Here is a 21,937-nt window from a genome sequence, read left to right as displayed (position 1 = left end):
CCCACCGATCGGAGCACCCGTGACCGAGACACCTCAGCCGGCAGCAGTGATCGTCCTCGCCGCCGGTCAGGGCACCCGCATGAAGTCCGCGTTGCCGAAGATCCTGCACCCCCTCGGCGGCAAGCCGATGGTGGGGCACGCTCTGGCCGCGGCTCGTGAGCTGGACCCGGGTCAGGTCGCCGTGGTGATCCGGCACGAGCGCGAGCTGGTCGCCGAGGCCGTGGGGCAGCTCGACCCCGCCGCGATCCTGGTGGACCAGGACGACGTGCCCGGTACGGGCCGCGCGGTGCAGTGCGCCCTGGCGGCGCTCGACGCCAAGGCCCAGGCAGCGGCCGCGGCGGCGGGGCTCGCCGACGGCGAGGTCGTGGGCGACGGCGTCGACGGCTCCGTGGTGGTCGTCGCGGGCGACGTGCCGCTGCTCGACGGCGCCACGCTCGGCCAGCTCCTGGCCGCCCACCACGCCGACGGCAACGCCGTCACGATCCTCACCACCGAGGTCGACGACGCGACGGGCTACGGCCGGATCGTCCGCGAGAAGGACACCGGCGACGTGCTGGAGATCGTGGAGCACAAGGACGCCACGGCGGACCAGCTCGAGATCCGCGAGATCAACTCCTCGGTCTACGTGTTCGACGCCGCCACGCTGCGCCGCGGCCTCGGCGGGCTGGACAGCAAGAACGCGCAGGGCGAGGTCTACCTGACCGACGTCGTCGCGTTCGCCCGCGCCGAGGGCCTGCACGTGCGGGCGCTGCTCGCCGACGACCCGATGCTGGTCGAGGGTGTCAACGACCGCGTCGCCCTGTCGGTGCTGGCACGCGAGATGAACCGCCGCGTCGTCGAGGAGTGGCAGCGCGCGGGCGTCACGGTCCAGGACCCGGCCACCACGTGGATCGACGTCGACGTCGAGCTCGCCCCCGACGTCACGCTCCTGCCGAACACGCAGCTCAAGGGCGCCACCGTGGTGGCGACCGGTGCCACGATCGGTCCGGACACCACGCTGACCGACGTCGAGGTCGGGGTCGGCGCGACGGTGGTCCGCACGCACGGCTCGCTCGCCGTGATCGGCGAGGGCGCGTCCGTCGGGCCCTTCGCCTACCTGCGGCCGGGCACGACCCTGGGCCGCAAGGGCAAGATCGGAACGTTCGTCGAGACCAAGAACGCCGAGATCGGTGAAGGCAGCAAGGTGCCGCACCTCTCCTACGTGGGCGACGCGACGATCGGCGAGCACAGCAACATCGGTGCCGCGTCCGTGACGGTCAACTACGACGGCGTCCACAAGCACCGCACGGTGATCGGCTCGCACGCCCGCACGGGCGCGGACAACATGTTCGTCGCGCCGGTGTCCGTGGGCGACGGCGCGTACACCGCCGCCGGGTCCGTGATCCGCCGCGACGTGCCCGCGGGCGCTCTCGGCGTCACCGCCGGGCAGCAGCGGAACATCGAGGGCTGGGTGGCTCGCCGCCGGCCCGGGACCCCCGCGGCGGACGCCGCCGCGGCGGCGTCCGGGACCACGCCCGGCCTCGGTGACCAGGCGCAGCGTCAGCTCGCCGAGCACAATGCAGCCGGGGCTCCCGTGGCCCCGCAGGCAGCGGCCGTTCAGGCCGAGGCCGACCAGGTCCCTGCAGGAGGGGCCGACAAGGAAGGAAAGACCCACTGATGTCCAGCACTGCCGCACCCGGCCCGAACCGTCACCCGCTCGTCCTCGCCGCCGGGCGGGCACACCCCGAGCTGGCCAAGAACGTCGCGAAGGAGCTGGGCATCGACCTGCTCGGCGTGTCGGCGTACGACTTCGCCAACAGCGAGACCTACGTGCGGTTCAGCGAGTCCGTGCGCGGTATGGACCTGTTCCTGCTGCAGTCGCACACGATGCCCGTCAACCAGTGGATCATGGAGCAGCTGCTCATGGTCGACGCCGCCAAGCGGGCCTCGGCGCACTCCGTGACCGTCGTGGCGCCCTTCTTCGGGTACGCCCGCCAGGACAAGAAGAGCCGCGGCCGCGAGCCGATCTCGGCGCGCCTCGTCGCCGACCTGTTCAAGACCGCGGGCGCCGACCGGCTCATGAGCGTCGACCTGCACACCGCGCAGATCCAGGGCTTCTTCGACGGCCCCGTGGACCACCTGTGGGCCATGCCGATCCTCGTCGACTACGTCCGCACGCGCGTCGACGTCGACAACGTCACCGTGGTCTCGCCGGACGCCGGCCGCATCCGCGTCGCCGAGATCTGGGCGTCCAAGCTGGGCGGCGGCCCGCTGGCCTTCGTGCACAAGACCCGCGACGTCACGCGCCCCAACCAGTCCGTGGCCAACCGCGTCGTCGGTGACGTCCAGGGCAAGGACTGCGTGCTCGTGGACGACCTCATCGACACCGGCGGCACCATCGCCGAGGCCGTCAAGGTGATCATGGCCGCGGGCGCCAAGTCCGTGACGGTCGCGGCCACGCACGGCGTGCTGTCCGGTCCCGCCGCGCAGCGGCTGACCGAGTGCGGGGCCCGCGAGGTCGTCGTCACCGACACCCTGCCGATCGAGGACGACCGCCGGTTCGAGACGCTCAAGGTGCTCTCCATCGCGCCGCTCCTGGCGTCCGCGATCAACGAGGTGCACTCCGACGGGTCCGTGACCTCGCTGTTCGACGGCAACTCCTGACCTGCGACGCCGGACGGGCACTTGACTGAGACGCGGTCGATGCAGGACCGTGTCTTGACATCTATGGGGGAGGGTCAGTGACCGTCACCGTCGTGGTCCCGACGTTCAACGAGGGGCCCAACGTCCGCGCGCTCACCGAGCGGCTCTGCGCCGCGTTCGGCGTGCTGCCCGACGACGGCCGCGACCACGGCGGCGTGCACGGACCCGAGGGCGGCCCGGCTCCCGTGGGGGCTCCCGACCTGGCGGAGATCCTCTTCGTCGACGACTCCACGGACGACACCCCCGACCGGATCCGCGAGGTCGCCGCGACGGCGCCCGTCCCGGTGCGGCTGCTGCACCGGGAGGAGGCGCAGGGCGGGCTGAGCGGCGCCGTCGTGGCCGGCCTGCGCACCGTGACCACGGAGTGGGCCGTCGTGATGGACGGCGACCTGCAGCACCCGCCGGAGCTCGTGCCCGCGCTGGTCATGCGCGGGCAGGAGGCCGGCCTCGACATCGTCGTGGCCTCCCGGTACACCGGCGACGGCGACGCCGGCGGCCTGGACGGCTGGTGGCGGCACGGCGTCTCGATCGCCTCCGCCCTGCTGGCGCGGTCCATGTTCCCGACGCGGCTGCGCAACGTGACCGACCCCCTGACGGGGTTCTTCGCCGCCCGGGTGGACCGGCTGGACCTGGACGCGCTGCGCCCGCGCGGCTTCAAGATCCTGCTGGAGATCCTCGCCCGCAACCGGCTCGCCGTGGGCGAGGAGCCGTTCGTGTTCGGCGAGCGGTACGCCGGGCACTCCAAGGCCACGTTCAAGAACGGGCTGCGCTACCTGGAGCAGCTCGCGGCGCTGCGGTTCGGGCGGATGTCACGGTTCGCCATCATCGGCGGCTTCGGCGCCGTGCTCAACGTGCTCATCCTGTGGGGCCTCACCGCCCTGGGCGCGCACTACGTGGAGGCGGCGGTCATCTCCGCGGTCGTCACCATCGTGACCAACTTCCTGCTGCAGGAGCGCTTCGTGTTCCGCGACCTGCGCAACGAGGGGCGCGGCGCCTGGTCGCGGTTCGCCCACTCGTTCGCGTTCAACGGCACGGAGGCGGCCATCCGCCTGCCAGTGCTCTGGTGGCTCGTCGAGGTCACGGGCCTGTGGCCGGTGCTCGTCCAGGCCCTGACGATCGTGGTGGCGTTCCTGCTCCGGTTCGTGTTCCACGTCCAGGTGGTCTACAAGCCCCGCCGTACGCAGCCGACGATCGGCGTCACACCGCCCGTCGGTGCGGAGCGGGCCGACGAGCGGGTACAGTAGTCAGGTTGCCTCGGCGAGGGACGCCTGACGGCCGCGACGGGACCTGATCCCGCAAGCACTCGGCCGGCGTCCGTGATCGACTGGGCGGCCGTCGGCGGCCCGGGCGGAGTACCCCTCCAGTACCTCGCCCCGCGTGCCAGCTCCGCGCCCGTCACGTGTCCCGCGCCGACGCAGCCGCCATCTTCGAGTTGCACACCAGACCTTTCAGGAGTGAGTTCCCATGGCCGAGATCAAGCTCGCCGCCGAGGCCCGTACCGAGTTCGGCAAGGGTGCGGCCCGCCGCATCCGCCGCGACAACAAGATCCCCGCCGTCCTGTACGGGCACGGCACCGACCCCGTGCACGTGACGCTGCCCGGCCACGAGTCGATGCTCGCGCTGCGCCAGACCAACGTGCTGCTCTCCATCGAGCTCGACGGCGCCAAGGGCCAGCTGGCCGTCGCCAAGGACATCCAGCGCGACCCGGTCCGCAACGTCATCGAGCACATCGACCTCCAGGTCGTGCGCGCGGGCGAGAAGATCACCGTCGACGTGACCGTCAACATCGTGGGCGAGTCGGCCCCGGGCACCATCCACCTGGTCGAGGCGCAGACCCTGTCGGTCGAGGCCGAGGCCACGCACCTGCCGGAGTCCGTCGACGTCTCCATCGAGGGCCTCGAGGCCGGTGCCCAGGTGCACGCGGGCGAGGTCACCCTGCCGTCCGGCGTCACGCTGCTCACCGACCCGGAGCACGCCGTCGTGCTGATCACCGAGCCGCGCGGCGAGGCCAGCGCGGACGAGGAGGAGTCGGCCGACTCCGCCGAGTCCGCCGCCGAGGCGCCCGCCGAGGGCTGAGCCCCTCCCGCCAGGCAGCACCAGCCCCGGCCGCGTGCCGGGACGTACCGGGCCGAGGTAGAACCTCCGGGCCCGCGCGCGAGATAATCGTGCGCGGCGCGGGTTCTGCCTCGGCCCGGCTCGTTCCCGCCGCGGCGCGCGCGTCGCCGCCGGGATGCCCCGGCTGCCGAGAACGTCCGTCGTCGTGAGAGGAAGATCCGCATGAGTGACCGGCCCTGGCTCGTCGTCGGCCTCGGGAACCCCGGACCGAAGTACGCCGGCAACCGGCACAACGTGGGCCAGATGGTGCTGGACCTGCTCGCCGAGCGCACCGGCGCCCGGTTCTCGAAGCACCCGCGGGCCCAGGCGGTCGTTGCCGAGGCGCGCCTCGGCGTGCTGCCGGGCGGTGCACCGGGACCGCGCGTGGTCCTCGCCAAGCCGACCACCTACATGAACACCTCGGGCGGCCCGGTCAGCGCGCTGGCCAAGTACTACGACGTGCCCGCCGAGCAGGTGGTGATGGTGCACGACGAGGTGGACATCCCGTTCGACACGATCAAGCTGAAGATCGGTGGCGGCGAGGGCGGGCACAACGGGCTGCGTGACACCACCAAGGCGCTCGGCACCAAGGACTACCACCGGGTGCGCGTCGGCGTCGGGCGCCCGCCGGGCCGCATGGACACGGCTGACTACGTGCTGCGCGACTTCTCCGGCACCGAGCGCAAGGACCTGCCGATCCTGGTCGACGACGCCGCCGACGCCGTCGAGCTGCTGGTCACCGAGGGCCTGCTGACCGCCCAGGGCAAGTACCACACCGCCCGGGCCTGACCGGCCGGCGCAGGTCGGCAGCTTGCCGCGAGGTCGGCAGCTTTGCCCGCGAGGTCGGCAGTTTCCATCGAGATCGGCACAGGCCTGTGCCGATCTCGATGGAAACTGCCGACCTCGCGGGCACGTGCCTCCGTGTTGAACCCGTCTCGCCACGGTCAGATCCGACCGAGAGCGCCCGGTCGAGACACCGGCCAGGCACGAGGCGCGGTGATCCCTCAGCGACCGGAGCTCGACAACCACCGCGGCGGCGCGAACAGCCACCGCGCGCCGATCCGCGGTGCGAGCTCGCCCAGGGCCAGGCCGACGGCGATCGCCGCGGCCCACAGGGCGACCGGCAACCACTGCGACGGGGGCGCCGGGATCCAGATCCCGTTGCGCCACAGCACCGACAGCAGAGCGAGCACCACGGACGTGTGCGTGACGAAGACCGGCAACGTGCGTGCGCCGAGCCACCGCAGCCCGAGTGCGCCCGGCACCCGCGAGAGCAGCACGCTCACGGTGACGCCGGCCGGCACACCCGCGATGTTGGTCAGCAGGTAGCACCCCGGCACGTCGGCGAGGCCCAGCTCGCGCACCGCGACCTGGACCCCGAGCCAGACGGCGACCGCGCCGACGGCCCACAGCCAGGTGACCCGCTCCGCGAAGCGTTCGAGCAGCGGGCGCAGGTGCAGCCCGGCCAGGAAGAACAGCGCGAACTGCGCGGTACCCCGCCAGGCGAGGCTTGCCGGCTCCCAGCCGGCCAGGGCCCAGGCGCCGACGGCTGCCGCGAGCACGAGCTGCACGGGCGCGGGGACGCGGCGCAGCGCACGGGCGATCACGAAGAAGACCGCGAGCGTCCAGATGAACCAGAGCTCGGAGCGCGGCACCAGGAGCGACCAGGCGAGGTCGTGGCCGAGGGTGCCCCAGTCGGCGTCGGCCACCTGGTAGTAGCCGGTGAGCAGGCGCATCAGCAGGGAGACCGGCTCCCACAGCACGAACACCCAGGCGAAGAAGAGCAGCTTGCCGCGGGCCAGGCGGGACCACGGCACCGTGGTCCACTTGGCGGCGAACATGCCGGCCACCGTGAAGAACAGGGGCATGCGCAGGCTGCGGAGCGTCTCGTTGACCTCGCGGAGCACGCCTACCTCGTACCCCGTCTGCCATGTCCAGTTCGTGGCGTGGTAGAGCACGACGAGGCCGATGGCGAGGCCGCGCGCGACGTCGGGCCAGGCGAGGCGGGCAGGGGCGCGCCGCTCGACGGCGGCGTCGCGCCCCGGGCCCGGCGCGCCGGTGTGCCGCGGGGATCCGGAGGGGGTCAACATCGCCGGTCATCGTACGTGCCGGGTACGACATCCGGGAGACGTCACGGTGACGATCCGGCAGTGTCGGTGGCCCGGAGTAGCCTGGGACGAGCCCCTCACACGTGACCCGTACCCGGGTCGTGCCCGTGGTGGGCCCGTCGTCGTGCGCCATCGAAGGACAGATCCCATGAACCTCACCGGCCTGCTGCCCACCCTCCTGCGTGATCCCGGGGCTTCCGCCGCGGTCGAGCGCGTGCGCGCCCGTGGCTTCGTGGACGTCGTGGGACCAGTGGGTGCCCGCCCGCCGCTGCTGGTGGCCGCGGCCGAGAAGCGGCCGCTCGTGGTGGTCACGGCCACGGGGCGCGAGGCGGACGACCTGGCGGCGAGCCTGCGCGGCTACCTCCCGGAGGAGCACGCCGACGACGTCGCGGTCCTGCCCGCCTGGGAGACCCTGCCGCACGAGCGGCTCAGCCCGCGCGCGGACACGGTCGCCAAGCGGCTGGCCGTGTTCCGCCGCCTGGCCCATCCCGCGCCGGGCCACGGGCAGGACGGCGCCGTCCGGATCCTGGTGATGCCGGTCCGTGCCCTGCTGCAGCCCGTGGTCGACGGCCTGGGCGAGCTGGAGCCGGTCCAGCTCGCCACGGGCACCACCGCGGACCTGACCGACGTGGCCGAGCGGCTCACGGCCGCCGCCTACACGCGCGTGGACATGGTGGAGCGGCGCGGGGAGTTCGCGGTGCGCGGCGGCATCCTCGACGTCTTCCCGCCCACCGAGGACCACCCGCTGCGCTGCGAGTTCTGGGGCGACGAGGTCACGGAGATCCGCTGGTTCGCCGTGGCCGACCAGCGCAGCCTGGAGATCGCGGAGCACGGCGTCTGGGCGCCGCCGTGCCGGGAGATCCTGCTGGACGACGCCGTGCGGCGTCGGGCCGCCGATCTCGTCGAGACCCTGCCCGGCGCCGTCGAGATGCTCGACAAGCTCGCGGCGGGGGTCGCCGTCGAGGGCATGGAGTCGCTCGCCCCGGTGCTGGTGGACCGCATGGTCCCCGTGCTGGAGCTGGTGCCGGAGGACGCGCTGCTCGTGGTCGACGAGCCGGAGCGCGTGCGCCGCCGCGCGCACGACCTCGTGGCCACCACCGAGGAGTTCCTCGCCGCCGCCTGGACCGGCGCCGTCGCGGGCGGGGCCGCGCCCATCGACCTGTCCGCGGCGTCCTTCGCGACGTTCGCCGAGGTGCGCGAGATCGCGGCCCGGCGCGCCCTCGGCTGGTGGACCCTGTCCGCGTTCACCCAGGACACCGAGCTCACCGAGGCCGACGCCGACGCGTCGGACACGGCGCCGGACACGTTCGTGGTCGGTGCGCGGGACGTCGAGTCCTACCGCGGTGACCTCGCTCGTGCGCTGGACGACGTGCACGGGCTGCAGGTCGCGGGCTGGCGGCTCGTGCTGACCACCGAGGGCCACGGCCCGGCCAAGCGTATGACCGAGCAGCTCTCGGCCGCCGGTACCGCGGCACGGCTGACGGTGTCGCTGGAGGGCGAGCCGGAGCCCGGCGTCGTGCACGTGCTGGCCGGGGGCGTCGGCAAGGGGTTCGTGGCCCCCGAGCTGCAGCTCGCCGTGTTCTCCGAGCAGGACCTGACCGGGCGAGCCGGCGCGGGCACGCGCGACATGCGGCGCATGCCGAGCAGGCGGCGCAACGTGGTGGACCCGCTCCAGCTCAAGGCGGGTGACTTCGTGGTGCACGAGCAGCACGGCGTGGGCCGGTTCGTCGAGATGGCGCAGCGCACGATGGGCACCGGGGGCAACCGCGCCACGCGCGAGTACCTCGTGATCGAGTACGCGAGCAGCAAGCGCGGGCAGCCGGGCGACCGCCTGTTCGTGCCCACCGACCAGCTCGACCAGGTCACCAAGTACACGGGCGGTGAGTCGCCGTCGCTGTCCAAGATGGGCGGCGCCGACTGGAAGAACACGAAGGCCAAGGCGCGCAAGCACGTCAAGGAGATCGCGAGCGAGCTGATCCGGCTCTACAGCGCGCGCATGGCCACGCAGGGGCACGCCTACGGGCCCGACACCCCGTGGCAGCGGGAGCTGGAGGACGCGTTCGCGTACGTCGAGACGCCCGACCAGCTCGCCACGATCGACGAGGTCAAGGCCGACATGGAGAAGTCCGTGCCGATGGACCGCCTGGTGTGCGGCGACGTCGGCTACGGCAAGACGGAGATCGCCATCCGCGCCGCGTTCAAGGCGGTGCAGGACGGCAAGCAGGTCGCCGTCCTGGTGCCCACCACGCTCCTGGTGCAGCAGCACTACGAGACCTTCTCCGAGCGGTACACCGGGTTCCCGGTGACCGTGCGGGCGCTGAGCCGGTTCCAGACCGCCAAGGAGTCCGAGGAGACGCTCCAGGGTCTCAAGGACGGCAGCGTCGACATCGTCATCGGCACCCACCGCCTCATCACCGGGTCGGTCGCGTTCAAGGACCTGGGCCTCGTGGTGATCGACGAGGAGCAGCGCTTCGGCGTCGAGCACAAGGAGACGCTCAAGCAGCTCCGCACCAACGTGGACGTGCTGGCCATGTCCGCCACCCCGATCCCGCGCACGCTGGAGATGGCGGTCACGGGCATCCGCGAGATGTCCACACTGGCCACGCCCCCGGAGGAGCGGCACCCGGTGCTCACCTACGTGGGCGCGTACGAGGAGAAGCAGATCGCCGCCGCCCTGCGCCGCGAGCTGCTGCGCGAGGGCCAGGTCTTCTACGTGCACAACAAGGTGGAGACCATCCAGCGGGCCGCGTCCCGGCTCAACGAGCTGGTGCCCGAGGCCCGCATCGGCGTGGCCCACGGCAAGATGAGCGAGCACCAGCTCGACCAGGTCATCCGCGCCTTCTGGGAGAAGGAGCTCGACGTGCTGGTCTGCACCACGATCATCGAGACCGGCCTGGACATCTCGAACGCCAACACCCTGATCCTGGAGCGGTCCGACATGCTGGGCCTGTCCCAGCTGCACCAGCTCCGCGGGCGTGTGGGCCGCGGTCGCGAGCGCGCCTACGCCTACTTCCTCTACCCGCCGGAGAAGCCGCTCACGGAGACGGCGCACGACCGGCTGGCGACCATGGCCGCCCACACCGACCTCGGCGCGGGCATGCAGATCGCCATGAAGGACCTCGAGATCCGTGGCGCGGGCAACCTGCTCGGCGGCGAGCAGTCCGGGCACATCGCCGGCGTCGGCTTCGACCTGTACGTGCGCATGGTGGGCGAGGCGGTGTCCGCGTTCCGCGGGGACGCCGAGGAGGAGGCCCCCGAGGTCACCATCGAGCTGCCCGTGGACGCCCACCTGCCCGAGTCCTACATCGCCACCGAGCGGCTGCGGCTGGAGGCCTACAAGAAGATCGCCGGGGCGCAGGACACCGCGGCGCTCGACGAGGTGCGTGCCGAGCTCACCGACCGGTACGGCGCCCTGCCCGAGGTGGCGGGTGCGCTGTTCGACGTCGCCGACTTCCGCAACCACGCCCGCAGGGCCGGGCTCACGGACGTCACGGCACAGGGCAAGTACGTCCGGTTCGCGCCGGTGAACCTGCCGGAGTCGGCGCAGCTGCGGCTCAAGCGGCTCTACCCGGGCACCATCCTCAAGCCGGCCATCCGCGCGTTCCTCGTGCCGTTCCCGACGACGGCGCGGATCGGCGGCCGGCCGCTGCGGGGCACCGAGGTGCTGCAGTGGGCGCGGGCCCTGATCGACGCGGTGATTCTGGCCGACGTGGGGGCTGCGGCTAAGGTCGGCACCAGCGCCTGACCAGGGCGTCCCGCTGGTGGGCATAGGTGAAACTCGGATTCACAGCAACCGGTCAGGACCGTATAGGCTCCACCCGCGTCACTCGCTCATCATGTCTTTTGTGGAGGATCCCGCATGGCACTCGGACATCGCACGCGTGCGATCGTCGGCTCCCTCGCAGCGGTCACCGCGCTCGGCGCCCTGCTGACCGGCTGCTCGACCGACTCGACGCAGGCGGCGGAGGACTCCGATCAGGCCGTGGAGGTGGACGAGAACCTGCGCGCGCTGCTCCCCGGTGAGCTGCGGGCGGAGTCCGCGCGGATCACGGTCGGCACGGAGTCCGGCTACCCGCCCTTCGAGTACACCAACGAGGCCGGGCGTATCGTCGGCTTCGAGATCGACCTGTTCGACGCGGCGTCGGACCGGCTGGGCCTGAAGTACACGTTCCACGACATGCCGTTCGACTCCCTGCTCGACGAGCTGTACGCGAGCAACGTCGACGCCGTGGCCGCGGCGATGTCCGACACCGCCGAGCGCCGTGTCGACTCCGACTTCGTCGACTACTACAACGACAGCGACGCGATCATGGTCCCGGCGGGCAACCCCGCGGGCATCAAGACCCTGAAGGACCTCTGCGGCCGCACGGTGGCCGTGCTCACCGAGTCGACCCAGGACGAGGCGCTCGCGGCCCTGAACACCGGGGAGTGCAAGGCCAAGCCGGTCACGGTGACCCGGTTCGACACGGATGCCGACGCGCTCGCGCAGGTCCAGGCGGGCAAGGCGGACGCCGAGCTCACCCAGTGGTCCACCGGTGCCTACAACGCGAAGCAGGTCGGTTCGGGCGACATCTTCGAGGTGGCGAACACCGAGGTGATCAACCCGTCCCCGCTCGGCTGGGTGTTCCCGACGGGCGACGTCGAGATGGTGCGCGCCTACCAGGCGGCCCTCCAGAGCATCATCGACGACGGCACCTACGCCGAGATCCTGGAGAAGCACGACCTCTCGGTCGGTGCCCTGGAGAAGGCGACCGTCAACGGTCAGTGACCCGCAGCCGAGTCCAGGCCGAACGGGCCGTCCCACCGCACGGTGGGGCGGCCCGTTCGCCGTTCCGGCCCGGGGCACGGTGCGCGCCGCCGCGCCGGACTGTGCCGAACCGAGCCGGATCGATTCGATAACGGTCAGCACAGTGCCCATTACAGCCCTCGTCGGTTACCCTGATAACCGAAAGGAGCAGTCATGGCCAGAACATCCCTCCGGACCCAGCGCGACCTCACCTCGTTCGGTGACCACGTCCGTGCCTGGCGCAAGATCCACGGTCTCACCGCCCAGCTCGTCGCAGACCGCGCGGGCATCACGCGCACCACGCTGCGTGCCATCGAGACGGGCACCGGGACCGTGAGCCTCGAGAACACGCTCGCCGTGCTGCGGGTGCTCGGCGTGGCCGACGCCGTGGTCGGTGCGAGCGACCCGCTCACCACCGAGATGGGCAGGTTTCACGCGGAACGCGCTCTGCCGCAGCGCGTCCGCGTCACCAGGTGAACCAGATGAGGAAGTGAACGCCCTTGTCGATACATGTCGAGGTCGAGCTCCCCGGCGGGGGCCAGGTCCACGCCGGTGACCTCGACATGCATCTCAACCGGGGCGGGGCGCTGGTCGGCTGCACGTTCCGCTACGACCCTGCCTACCTGCGCCAGCCGCGTGCGTACGCGCTGTGCCCGGAGCTTCCGCTCACCCCGGGGAACATCCCGTCGGGCAGCGACCGGCCCCTGTTCGGCGTCATCGCGGACTGCCAGCCCGACCAGTGGGGCCGCACGCTGCTGTTCAACGCCGAGCGCCGCGCCGCACGGGCCGAGGGTCGGCGGTTCCTGACCCTCACCGAGCTGGACTTCCTGCTCGGCGTGCAGGACGAGACCCGGCTGGGTGCCCTGCGCTTCTCCCTCGACGGCGGCCGGACGTTCCTGGGCCCGCCGCGCGCGGAGATCCCCGACCTGGTGGACCTGCCGTCCCTGACCGAGGCCGCGGACGCCGTGGCGCAGCACCGGGAGACCGACCACGACGTGCGGCTGCTCGTCGCGGCAGGTACCTCCATGGGCGGCGCGCGGCCCAAGGCGACGGTGAAGGACGGCGCCGGTGACCTGTGGATGGCCAAGCTGCCCGAGACGGGCGACCGCTGGGACGTTCAGGCCTGGGAGTACCTGACGTTGCGGCTGGCGTCGGACGCCGGCATCGAGGTGCCGGTGGCGCGGCTGCACCGGATCGGTCCGGGCCGGTCCATCCTGCTGACCCGGCGGTTCGACCGGCGGGCGGTCTCGCGCGATCCCGGCGGGGGTGCGCAGGGCGGCGGGCGCATCGGCTTCCTGTCCGCGGACAGCCTCACGCAGAAGGCGTTCTTCGAGGTCATCGACTACCGGACGCTCGCCGAGACGCTGGCCGACCACTCCGGCCGGCCGGCCACCGACGGGCACGACCTGTTCCGCCGCGTCGCGTTCACGCTGCTCGTGCGGAACGTGGACGACCACATGAAGAACCACGGCTTCCTGCGCCGCCCGGACGGCTGGTCGCTGTCCCCGCTGTTCGACGTGAACCCCAACCCGTTCGCCGTCGCCGAGTCGACGCCCCTGGTGCCCGGCGGCAGCCGGATCGACCGGGACGTGCGGGAGCTCCTGGCCGGTGCGGACTCCTACGGGCTGCGTCAGGACGACGCCCGCCGGGTGCTCGCGGAGGTGGCGGAGGCGACGTCCGGCTGGACGCGCATCGCGCGGGACATGTCGCTGCCGTCCGAGGAGATCGCCTTGATGGCCGAGGCCTTCGAGAACCCGAACCGGGACGAGGCGGCGGCCTGAGCGGGGTTACGCTCGCGCCATGACTCGCACAACGAGCGGCAACACCCGGCCCATCGAGGCCACCATCCGCACGGACTTCCGTGACGAGATGGACTACGGCTCCTACCTGGGCCTGGACGAGCTCCTGTCGGCGCAGCACCCCGTGAGCGACCCGCCGCACCACGACGAGCTGCTGTTCATCATCCAGCACCAGACCACCGAGCTGTGGCTCAAGCTCGTGGTGCACGAGCTGCTCGCCGTGCGGCAGTTCCTCGACACCGACGACCTGTCCCGTGCGCTCAAGGGCCTGGCCCGGGTCAAGCACATCCAGCGCACCATCACGGAGCAGTGGTCGGTGCTGGCCACCCTGACCCCGAGCGAGTACGCCGAGTTCCGGGGTTCGCTGGGACAGTCCTCCGGGTTCCAGTCGCACCAGTACCGCGCCGTGGAGTTCCTGCTGGGCAACAAGAACGCCGGGATGCTCCAGGTCTTCCGGGCCAAGCCCGAGGTGTACGCCCAGCTCGCCCGGCTCCTGGAGGAACCAACGGTGTACGACGCGTTCCTGCGGCTGCTGGCGCGGCGCGGGCACGCCGTCCCCGCCGAGATCCTGGAGCGTGACGTCACGCAGGCCTGGACGGAGCACCCGGAGCTGACCGCCGTCTTCAAGACGATCTACGAGGACCCGCACGACCACTGGGAGCTGTACGAGGCCTGCGAGGACCTGGTCGACATCGAGGACGCCTTCCAGCTCTGGCGGTTCCGCCATCTGCGCACCGTGCAGCGCACCATCGGCTTCAAGACCGGCACCGGTGGCTCCAGCGGCGTCGGCTTCCTCAAGCGGGCCCTGGACCTGACGTTCTTCCCGGAGCTCATCTCGGTCCGTACCGAGATCGACGGCCCGCTCGGGGCGTGAGCGCGGTGCCGCAGGTGACGCTCCCCGGCGTCGTCGACCAGCACGTGCACCTGGGGCTGGTGGACCGGGGGCTCCTTGCGGGCAGCGCGGTCATCGAGGTGCACGACCTGGGCTGGGACCCCCGGGAGGTGCGCGCCTGGGCGGCCGCGCCGCCGCCGGGCGTGCGGGTGCGGTTCGCCGGGCCGTTCCACACGGCACCGGGCGGCTACCCGACCGGGCGCTCCTGGGCGCCGGAGGCCGCCGTCCGGCACGTGGCCTCGGTCCCGGAGGCGGGCGAGGCCGTGGCCGACGTGGTCGCGGCGGGCGGCTTCGCGGTCAAGGTCGCCCTGCACGCGGGCATGGACCTGCTGCCCGACGACGTGCTCCGGGCGCTGGTCGGAGCGGCACACGCGGCGGGGCTGCCGGTGCTGGTGCATGCCGAGGGTGCCGGTCAGGCCGCCCGCGCGATCGACGCGGGCGCGGACACCCTGGTGCACGTGCCCTGGACGGAGGCGTTGCCGGCGGCCGTGATCGCCCGCGCGACGCGGATGACGTGGATCTCCACCCTGGCGATCCACGACGGGCCGGGCGGCGCCCTGGACCGGGCGCTGTCCAACGCGCGGCGGTTCGTCGCGGCGGGCGGCCGTCTCGTGTACGGCACCGACATGGGCAACGGGCCGACGCCGGTCGGGGTCAACGAGCGCGAGGTCGAGCTGCTCGGGTCGGTGCTCACGGGGGAGGCGCTGCGCCGGGCGGTGCTCGGCCCGCCGGAGGCCCCGGCGCTGACCGCCCCGCTGCCCCTGCCGGAGACGGCGTCCGAGCTGATCGCCTGGCTCCGTGCGGCCACCCGCCTTCCCCTCCCGCCCTCCGAATCGGACCGAGGCGAAACCCCTCCGAGGTAGAACGGTGGCGAAGGAGGACGCCCGCCCGTGCCCTCCTTCGCCACCGTTCGGTCCCGCCCTGGTTCTCCCTCGGCCAGGGTGGGTCAGTTGCGGGTGATCGTGAACGTCGTCGTGTCGTTCACGATGTCCCGGTAGTTGTTCGACAGCGTCAGCCCGTTGAACGTGGCCGAGCCGACCGCCGGTCCCTGTCCCGCCTCCGGCATCGGGTTGGCCCAGATGCCGTACCCGGACCGCGCGTCGTACTCGTCACCGCTGCGCTGCGCGCCGGTGATCGAGACGTCGGTGAACACCGTGTCCTGGACCGGGTTCACCGGCTGCCCGCCGAGGTACTGGGTCTGGAACATGATTCCCGAGTACGTCGGGTCCACGATGTCGAGGTCGCTCACCCGGATGGCGGTGAACGTCTTGGACGCCGAGAACAACCAGACCGCGGGGAAGACCTGCGGGCCCCAGAAGTGCCCGCCGGAGCGCACCACGGAGATGCCCTCGAACCGGGTCGGCGCGGGACCGAACCCCTCCATCGGGTACCCGAAGTCCAGCGAGCTGATGGTCACGCCCGAGTACACGAGCGTGTCGGCGATGTAGATGTTGCGGAACGTGTTGTCCTGCCCGCCGTAGACGGCCAGGCCCGCGGCCCGCCAGGTGTTCGTGGAGGTCAGGTTCTCGAACACGTTGCCCCGCTGGCCGCTGCCCCCGGCGTCGGTCGCCGCGAACAGCGCGAACGAGTCGTCGCCCGTGCCGCGCGCCTGGTTGTTGTGCACGTGGTTGTTCGCGCTGCCGTTGGTCATGTTCAGCGCGTCGGCGAACGTGTTCCGGATCCGGGAGTCCTTGATCTCCGAGTCGTCCATGTTGGCCGCCCAGAACATGCAGATCATGTGCTCGACCCAGATGTCGTCGATCGTCATGTCCCGCACGTTCGCGAAGTCGAAGACCTTGCCCGGCCCGTCGATCCGCGAGGTGTAGTTGCCGAAGTAGGCGAAGTCGCGGAACGTCGAGCCGTTGGCGCTGGACTCCGCCCGGAACCCGATGTCCGTGTTCTCCTGGCCGGCCGGCGCGTGGAACCGCGTGAACCACGGCCCGGCGCCCACGATGTCGACCGCCTTGCCGTACACCTGGAACTTGCTCGCCGTCTGGTAGTCGCCCGCCGGCAGGTAGACGCCGGCGAGGTTCCCGGTCGTGTCCATCCGGAACCGGTCGAGCGCGTTCTGCACGTCCTGGTGCGTGAAGCCCGCGGGCTGGATGTACCGCGCCGGGTCCGGGTTGGCCTGTGCCGCCGCCTGCTCCAGGTCCACGAAGTCGACCGTGTACGGCCCGGGGTTGCTCGCCGTCTTCTGCAGCCGGATGGTCGAGCCCGCCGGGACCGTCCGCCCGAGCAGGGTGTTGGCCTCGTCGTAGATGTGCCGCGGGGCGCCCTGGCCGGGCTGGTTGCCCGGGCTGGCCTCGTTGCCGTACAACCACGCGAAGCGCGAGGTCAGGTCGATGTTCTTGACGAACTGCCCGTCCACGTAGACCCCGAGCGAGCCGTTCGTGCCGCCGCCGCCCGCGGCGTCCGGCATCGAGAAGCGCACCACCAGGGAGTTGGCGGGCGCCCGGGTGGTCCACTCGACGTAGGAGCCGGTCTGGCCGAGCGTGACGGCCTTGCGTCCGGACGCCTCGCCCGCCAGGTCACCGACCACGCGGTTCGGGCCGACGGCGGTCGCGCCGCCGCCCGCCGCGCCGTCCTCCGCCTCGTACGTGTCGAAGGGCATGCTCGCACCGCGGCCGATGAACAGGGTCCGCGTCACCTCGTTGTTCGCGCGCTTGGCCGCGACCTCCGTCGGGTCGGGGGCCGCCGTGACCGTCACGTCGTACGAGCCGTCCGCCGCCGGCCAGGTGCCCAGGTCCACGCTCTGGCTGGTGGCCCCGGGGGCGATGGCGCCGGAGACCGAGCCCGTCAGTGTCCGCACCACCGAACCGCCGTCGTCGCGCACCACGACCGTGAGCCCGTGCGCACCGGACGAGGCCGCGACCGAACCCCGGTTCGCGATCGTCGCGGAGAACGTCACGGTCTCGCCCGCGGCCGGGGTGGTCGGGCTCCACGACACGGTCGGGACCAGGTCGGAGCTGGCGACCTCGGTCACCACCAGCGGGTCGGGGTGGGTGTAGGCGTTGTCCGCCTCGGACTGCTCGGCCACGGCCTCCGACGGGTCGGCCACGGCCCCGATCTCGTACGACCCCGCCGGCTGCGAGCCGACGTCCGCGGTCACGGTGGCCTGGGCTCCCGCGGCGAGCGCGCCGACCTGACCGGTGGCCACCTCGTCACCGTCCAGCGTGAACGACACGTCCGTCGCCGCCGACGCCTGCGTACCGATGTTCTTCACGACGGCCGACAGCGTGACGTCGTCCTCCTCCGTCGGCGACGCCGGGTCCGCCGTCACCCCGGTGACCGTGAGGTTCGGGTTCGGTGCGGCCGCGCCGAACACCTGCAGCTCGGCCACCTGGCCGTTGCCCGCGCCCGTGTTGCCCGTGAACCGCAGGCGCACCTCCCGGGCCGTGCCCGTGACCGGGACGGTCACCGAGTTGCCGGTCGCGGGGGAGAAGGCGTGCCCGGCCGACGGCGCCAGCGTGCTCCACGCGTCACCCGGCCCGGTGCGGCCCTGGACCTCGAACGTCTGGGTCCGCGGCCCCCAGGCCGCGGCCGGTGGCACCTTCACGACGACGTCGCTCAGCACCGCCGCCGACTCCAGGGTCACCGCCAGCGTGCTCGGGTACTGCCCGCCGGCGCCCTCCCAGTAGGTGGCGGTGTCGCCGTCGTTCGCGTTGGCCGCGACGTACGTCCACTCGGTCGACGACGCCGAGATCGTGCGGCCCGCCGCCAGGTCGGTGCCCTCGACCGGTCCCTCCGGGTCCGGGGCGTCACGCGTGCCGCGCACCTCCAGCTCGGAGAGCTGTCCGGCGGGCCAGCCCGTGTTGGCCGTGATCGCGACCCGCACGTAGCGCGCCTCGGTGTCCGGCACGTCGATGGTCACGGTGTTGCCGGACGCCGGGTCGAACCGGCGCTGGGCGCTCGCGGCCAGGGTGGTGAACGCGGAGCCGTCGGCGCCGGCCTGCACCGACAGGGTCTGCGTGCGGGCCTCCCACGAGGCAGGCAGCTTGAGCACGACCTCCTCGACGGTGGCGCCCGAGCCGAGGTCGACCTGGGCCCACTGCGGCAGGTTGTTGTTGGTCGACTCCCAGTAGGTGGCGGCGTTGCCGTCCGTGAGGTTGTCGGCCAGGTAGGGCGCGTTGCTGCTGCTGGCCGCGGCGGACGCGCCGGCCGACAGGACCACCGGGGCGGCTGCGGCCGGCACGGGCGCGAGGGCCACGGCGGTCAGGGCGGCGGCAGTGAGCGCGGACAGGAGCGCGGGCGCGCGCCCTGGTCTGCGCCCGTGCGGGTGGAGTGGTGCAGCGGAGCGGAACATCGTCGTCCCCGATCTCCCGTCGTCCTCGACGGGTGTCGTCACCAAGGTGCTCGTGTGGGTACTTGCCGTGTTTCTGTTACTAAACGCGCAGTCTCTTGTCGAGTTCTTGCGCGAGGATGACACGGACATTACTGACGTGCTCGCGGGAGCGTCAAGGGTGCGGTGCGGGCATGGCCGGGGGCGGCGCGGGGCGTGGTGGGGCCGGGCGGCGCAGGGACGTACGCTCGGGCCGGAACCGAACGACCAGGAGCCCTCGTGACCGACACCGCACCGCCCGCCACCGATCTGCCCGCCGCGCTGCGCGACCGGGCGGCGGCCCTCGACGCGGCCGACCCGCTCGCGCACTACCGCGACCTCTTCGCCCCCAGCGACGGCATGGTCGCCTACCTCGACGGCAACTCGCTGGGCAGGCCGCTGACCGTCACCCGCGAGCGGCTCGCATCCTTCGTGGACGGGCCCTGGGCCGGGCGCCTGATCCGCTCCTGGGACGAGGGCTGGATGGACGCGCCGACCGAGCTCGGCGACACGCTCGCCCGCGTGGTGCTCGGTGCGGCGCCGGGACAGACCGTGGTCGCGGACTCGACCACGGTGCTGCTCTACAAGCTCGCCCGCGCCGCCGTCGACGCGCGGCCCGGGCGCCGCGTGATCGTCGCCGACACCGAGAACTTCCCCACGGACCGGTTCGTGCTCCAGGGGATCGCCGCCGAACGTGGCCTGGAGGTCCGCTGGATCACGCCCGACCCGGACGCCGGGGTCACCGCCCAGGAGGTGGCGGACGCCGTCGGGCCGGACACCGCGCTCGTGCTGCTCAGCCACATCGCCTACAAGTCCGGGTACGTCGCCGACCTGCCCGCGATCACGCGGGTCGTGCACGAGGCCGGGGCGCTCGTCCTGTGGGACCTGTGCCACTCGGCCGGCTCGGTCCCGCTGGACCTGGACGCCGACGGCGTGGACATCGCCGTCGGCTGCACCTACAAGTACCTCAACGGCGGCCCCGGCTCACCGGCGTTCGCCTACCTCGCCGCCCGCCTGCAGGACGAGGTGCGGCAGCCGGTCCAGGGCTGGATGGGCGCCGCCGACCCGTTCGCGATGGGGCCGGAGTACGAGCCCGCGGCCGGGATCCGGCAGCTCGTCAGCGGTACGCCCCCGATCGTCGGGATGCTGCCGATGCGCGACATGCTCGCCCTGATCGACCAGGCGGGCATGCCGGCCGTGCGCGCCAAGTCGCTGGCCCTGACCGGCTTCGCGATCGAGGTCGCCGACGAGCTCCTGCCCGGCGTCCGCGTGGCGTCCCCGCGTGACCCCGAGCGTCGCGGGGGGCACGTCATGCTCGACCACCCGGACTTCCGCCGGGTCGTGGCGGAGGCCTGGAAGCAGGGTGTCATCCCGGACTTCCGCCCGCCGCAGGGCCTCCGGGTGGGCCTCTCGCCGCTGTCCACGAGCTTCGGAGAGCTGGCGGAGGGCCTCTGGACCATCCGCACCCTCCTCCGTTGACCCGTTGACCCGTTGAGTGCGGGATGTTCGCCCTTTCCCGGGTGCAGGAAGGACGAACATCCCGCACTCAACGAGGGCCGGGGAGGCGGCGGCGGTCGATCTTGCCCGTCGGGTTGCGGGGGAGGGCGTCGAGGAAGTGGACGTCCCGGGGGAGGGAGAAGCGCGGGAGCGTGTCCCGGAGCCGGTCGATCAGGGCGTCCGCCGTGAGCGCGGTTCCCTCGTGCAGCACGACGTACGCGGCGAACCGGTGCCCGAACCGCTCGTCGGGCACGCCGAGCACCGCGACGTCCGCGACCTCCGGCAGCGCCGCCACGGCCTCCTCGACCGGACGGGGGAAGACGTTCTCGCCGCCCGAGACGATCATGTCGTCGGCGCGGCCCACCACGTAGAGGCGCCCCTCGGCGTCGAGCCGGCCGCGGTCGCCCGTGGTCATCAGGTCGCCGAACATCGGCTTGCCCGTGCCGTTGGTGTACCCCTCGAACAGCATGCCGTTGCCCACGCAGATCTGGCCGACGGTGCCGCGCGGCACAGGCCGGCCGTCGTCGTCCAGGATGCCGATGCGGGTGCCCAGCGGCGGACGTCCGGCCGTCGTGGGCTCGGCGGCGAGGTCCTCCGGCGTGGCGATCGAGGCCCAGGAGGCCTCCGTGGAGCCGTACAGGCCGTACAGGACCGGGCCGAACTCGTCGAGGAACTGCGTGACCCGGTCCGCGGGCATGGCGGAGCCGGAGTAGGCGACGACGCGCAGCGACGACGTGTCGTACCGGGCCTTGACCTCGGCGGGCAGGTCGAGGATGCGCTGGAGCATGACCGGCACCGCGACGAGGGCCGTCACCCGGTGCTCGGCGATCCTGCGCAGCGTGTCCTCGGCGTCGAACCGGCGGGGCAGCACCAGCTCCGCGTGCAGCGCCATGCCGAGCTGCAGGGCCGCGAGGCCCCAGGTGTGGAAGATCGGCGTGGTGATCATCATCCGGTCGCCGGCGCGCAGGGGGATCACCGACAGCAGCGAGGCCGCCTCGCTCAGGCCGTGCGGCTGCGGGCGGCGGGCACCCTTGGGGGTGCTGGTGGTGCCCGACGTCATCACGACCGTACGGCCGGGCTTCTCCGGGACGGGCACCCGCGCGGGGTCGCCCGCGGCGACGAGCTCGGCGAGGCCGGAGGCGCCGTCGTCGGACCAGGTGGTGCGGACCGGGAGGCCGGCGGGCAGGTCGGGGTCCTGGTCGAGGAACTCCTGGTCGGCCAGGAGCAGCACGGGGTGCTGTTCGGCGACCACGGCCGACACCTGCGCGGGCGACAGGCCCGAGTTGAGCAGCAGGGTGGTCGCACCGAGCTTGGCCAGCGCCACCATGGCCTCGATGAGGCCGCCGTGGTTGCGGCACAGGACGGCCACGGGCGTGCGCGGGCCGACGCCGAGCTCCCGCAGGGCGTTGGCCAGCCGGTCGGTGTCGTCGTCGAGCTCGCGGAACGTCGAGGCGCGCCGCTCGTCGACGAACGCCGTCTGGTGCGGCGTGCGCACCGTGCTGGCGCGGTAACCGCCCGCGATGGAGGGGCCCCAGGTCAGGAGCTGCCAGACGGCGCCGACGTCCCGGTGCACGCGCAGGCCCGGGGCCAGGACGCCGGACCGGACCAGGTGGTAGCCCTGGTTGAGCAGGTTCTCCCGGCGGTCGACCTGCGCGAGGCTCCCGCGCGCGGTCTCTGCGGTACCAGTGGTCAACGTCGCCCCCTGTGGCTCGCCGCTATTGCACCCGCATTCAATAGGAAACGGGTGCGGGAGGCAAGCCC

Annotated in this window: 15 protein-coding genes; 12 read left to right on the top strand and 3 right to left on the bottom strand. The window is 72.4% G+C overall.

The annotated features are described in order from the left end of the window. Positions 1-79 precede the first annotated feature (79 nt). The 5 genes from glmU (at position 80) to pth (ending at position 5,565) form a co-directional block, all read left to right on the top strand. Positions 80-1,657, top strand: coding sequence for a bifunctional UDP-N-acetylglucosamine diphosphorylase/glucosamine-1-phosphate N-acetyltransferase GlmU (gene glmU, locus ACIG47_RS10785; RefSeq protein WP_397430972.1), 1,578 nt, complete (start codon positions 80-82; stop codon positions 1,655-1,657). Continuing rightward, positions 1,657-2,643 carry a ribose-phosphate diphosphokinase gene (locus ACIG47_RS10780; protein ID WP_397409354.1) on the top strand — a complete coding sequence of 329 codons (987 nt, stop codon included), beginning with the start codon at positions 1,657-1,659 and terminating at the stop codon, positions 2,641-2,643. Before glmU ends, ACIG47_RS10780 begins: the two co-directional genes overlap by 1 nt. Before the next feature lie 77 nt (positions 2,644-2,720). Beyond that, entirely contained in the window at positions 2,721-3,926 is a 1,206-nt protein-coding gene (locus ACIG47_RS10775; RefSeq protein WP_397430796.1) for a glycosyltransferase, read from the top strand. 220 nt (positions 3,927-4,146) lie between these two features. After that, complete coding sequence (locus ACIG47_RS10770) at positions 4,147-4,758, top strand: 50S ribosomal protein L25/general stress protein Ctc (RefSeq protein WP_397409358.1); 612 nt, start codon at positions 4,147-4,149, stop codon at positions 4,756-4,758. Between the two features lie 201 nt (positions 4,759-4,959). Further along, positions 4,960-5,565 (top strand): aminoacyl-tRNA hydrolase, encoded by a 606-nt coding sequence (gene pth, locus ACIG47_RS10765; RefSeq protein WP_397430795.1) that lies wholly within the window; start codon positions 4,960-4,962, stop codon positions 5,563-5,565. A gap of 215 nt (positions 5,566-5,780) precedes the next feature. Here the strand turns inward: pth and ACIG47_RS10760 are convergent, their stop codons facing one another. Further along, entirely contained in the window at positions 5,781-6,866 is a 1,086-nt protein-coding gene (locus tag ACIG47_RS10760; RefSeq protein WP_397430794.1) for an acyltransferase family protein, read from the bottom strand. A gap of 166 nt (positions 6,867-7,032) precedes the next feature. On the opposite strand from ACIG47_RS10760, the gene mfd reads away from it, so the two are divergent. The 6 genes from mfd (at position 7,033) to ACIG47_RS10730 (ending at position 15,224) form a co-directional block, all read left to right on the top strand. Next, positions 7,033-10,629 (top strand): transcription-repair coupling factor, encoded by a 3,597-nt coding sequence (gene mfd / locus ACIG47_RS10755; RefSeq protein ID WP_397430793.1) that lies wholly within the window; start codon positions 7,033-7,035, stop codon positions 10,627-10,629. Between the two features lie 114 nt (positions 10,630-10,743). Further along, positions 10,744-11,652: an ABC transporter substrate-binding protein gene (locus tag ACIG47_RS10750; RefSeq protein WP_397430792.1), complete on the top strand. Its 909-nt coding sequence runs from the start codon at positions 10,744-10,746 to the stop codon at positions 11,650-11,652. Positions 11,653-11,844: 192 nt separating this feature from the next. After that, positions 11,845-12,147: a helix-turn-helix transcriptional regulator gene (locus tag ACIG47_RS10745; protein ID WP_119142262.1), complete on the top strand. Its 303-nt coding sequence runs from the start codon at positions 11,845-11,847 to the stop codon at positions 12,145-12,147. A gap of 23 nt (positions 12,148-12,170) precedes the next feature. Beyond that, the gene (locus ACIG47_RS10740) at positions 12,171-13,451 is read left to right on the top strand and encodes a type II toxin-antitoxin system HipA family toxin (protein ID WP_397430791.1); all 1,281 of its coding nucleotides are present in this window, start codon (positions 12,171-12,173) and stop codon (positions 13,449-13,451) included. 19 nt (positions 13,452-13,470) lie between these two features. Continuing rightward, on the top strand, positions 13,471-14,343 hold the full coding sequence (gene kynA, locus ACIG47_RS10735; RefSeq protein WP_397430790.1) for a tryptophan 2,3-dioxygenase: 873 nt from the start codon (positions 13,471-13,473) through the stop codon (positions 14,341-14,343). Next, positions 14,340-15,224 (top strand): hydrolase, encoded by an 885-nt coding sequence (locus tag ACIG47_RS10730; RefSeq protein WP_397430789.1) that lies wholly within the window; start codon positions 14,340-14,342, stop codon positions 15,222-15,224. Before kynA ends, ACIG47_RS10730 begins: the two co-directional genes overlap by 4 nt. Positions 15,225-15,307: 83 nt before the next feature. On the opposite strand, the gene ACIG47_RS10725 is transcribed toward ACIG47_RS10730, so the two are convergent. Further along, positions 15,308-18,706, bottom strand: coding sequence for a discoidin domain-containing protein (locus tag ACIG47_RS10725; RefSeq protein ID WP_397430788.1), 3,399 nt, complete (start codon positions 18,704-18,706; stop codon positions 15,308-15,310). Between the two features lie 213 nt (positions 18,707-18,919). Between ACIG47_RS10725 and ACIG47_RS10720 the strand changes: the two genes are divergently transcribed. Then, positions 18,920-20,158 carry a kynureninase gene (locus ACIG47_RS10720; RefSeq protein ID WP_397430787.1) on the top strand — a complete coding sequence of 413 codons (1,239 nt, stop codon included), beginning with the start codon at positions 18,920-18,922 and terminating at the stop codon, positions 20,156-20,158. Between the two features lie 67 nt (positions 20,159-20,225). Here ACIG47_RS10720 and ACIG47_RS10715 read toward each other — a convergent pair whose 3' ends face one another. Then, positions 20,226-21,869, bottom strand: coding sequence for an AMP-binding protein (locus ACIG47_RS10715; protein WP_397430786.1), 1,644 nt, complete (start codon positions 21,867-21,869; stop codon positions 20,226-20,228). Positions 21,870-21,937: the final 68 nt, after the last annotated feature.

The organism is Promicromonospora sp. NPDC052451, from assembly GCF_044547525.1.
In the GTDB taxonomy this organism is placed as follows: Bacteria; Actinomycetota; Actinomycetes; order Actinomycetales; family Cellulomonadaceae; genus Promicromonospora.
The sequence above is the reverse complement of the archived record's forward strand: the minus strand, read 5'-3'. Positions and strand labels throughout refer to the sequence as shown.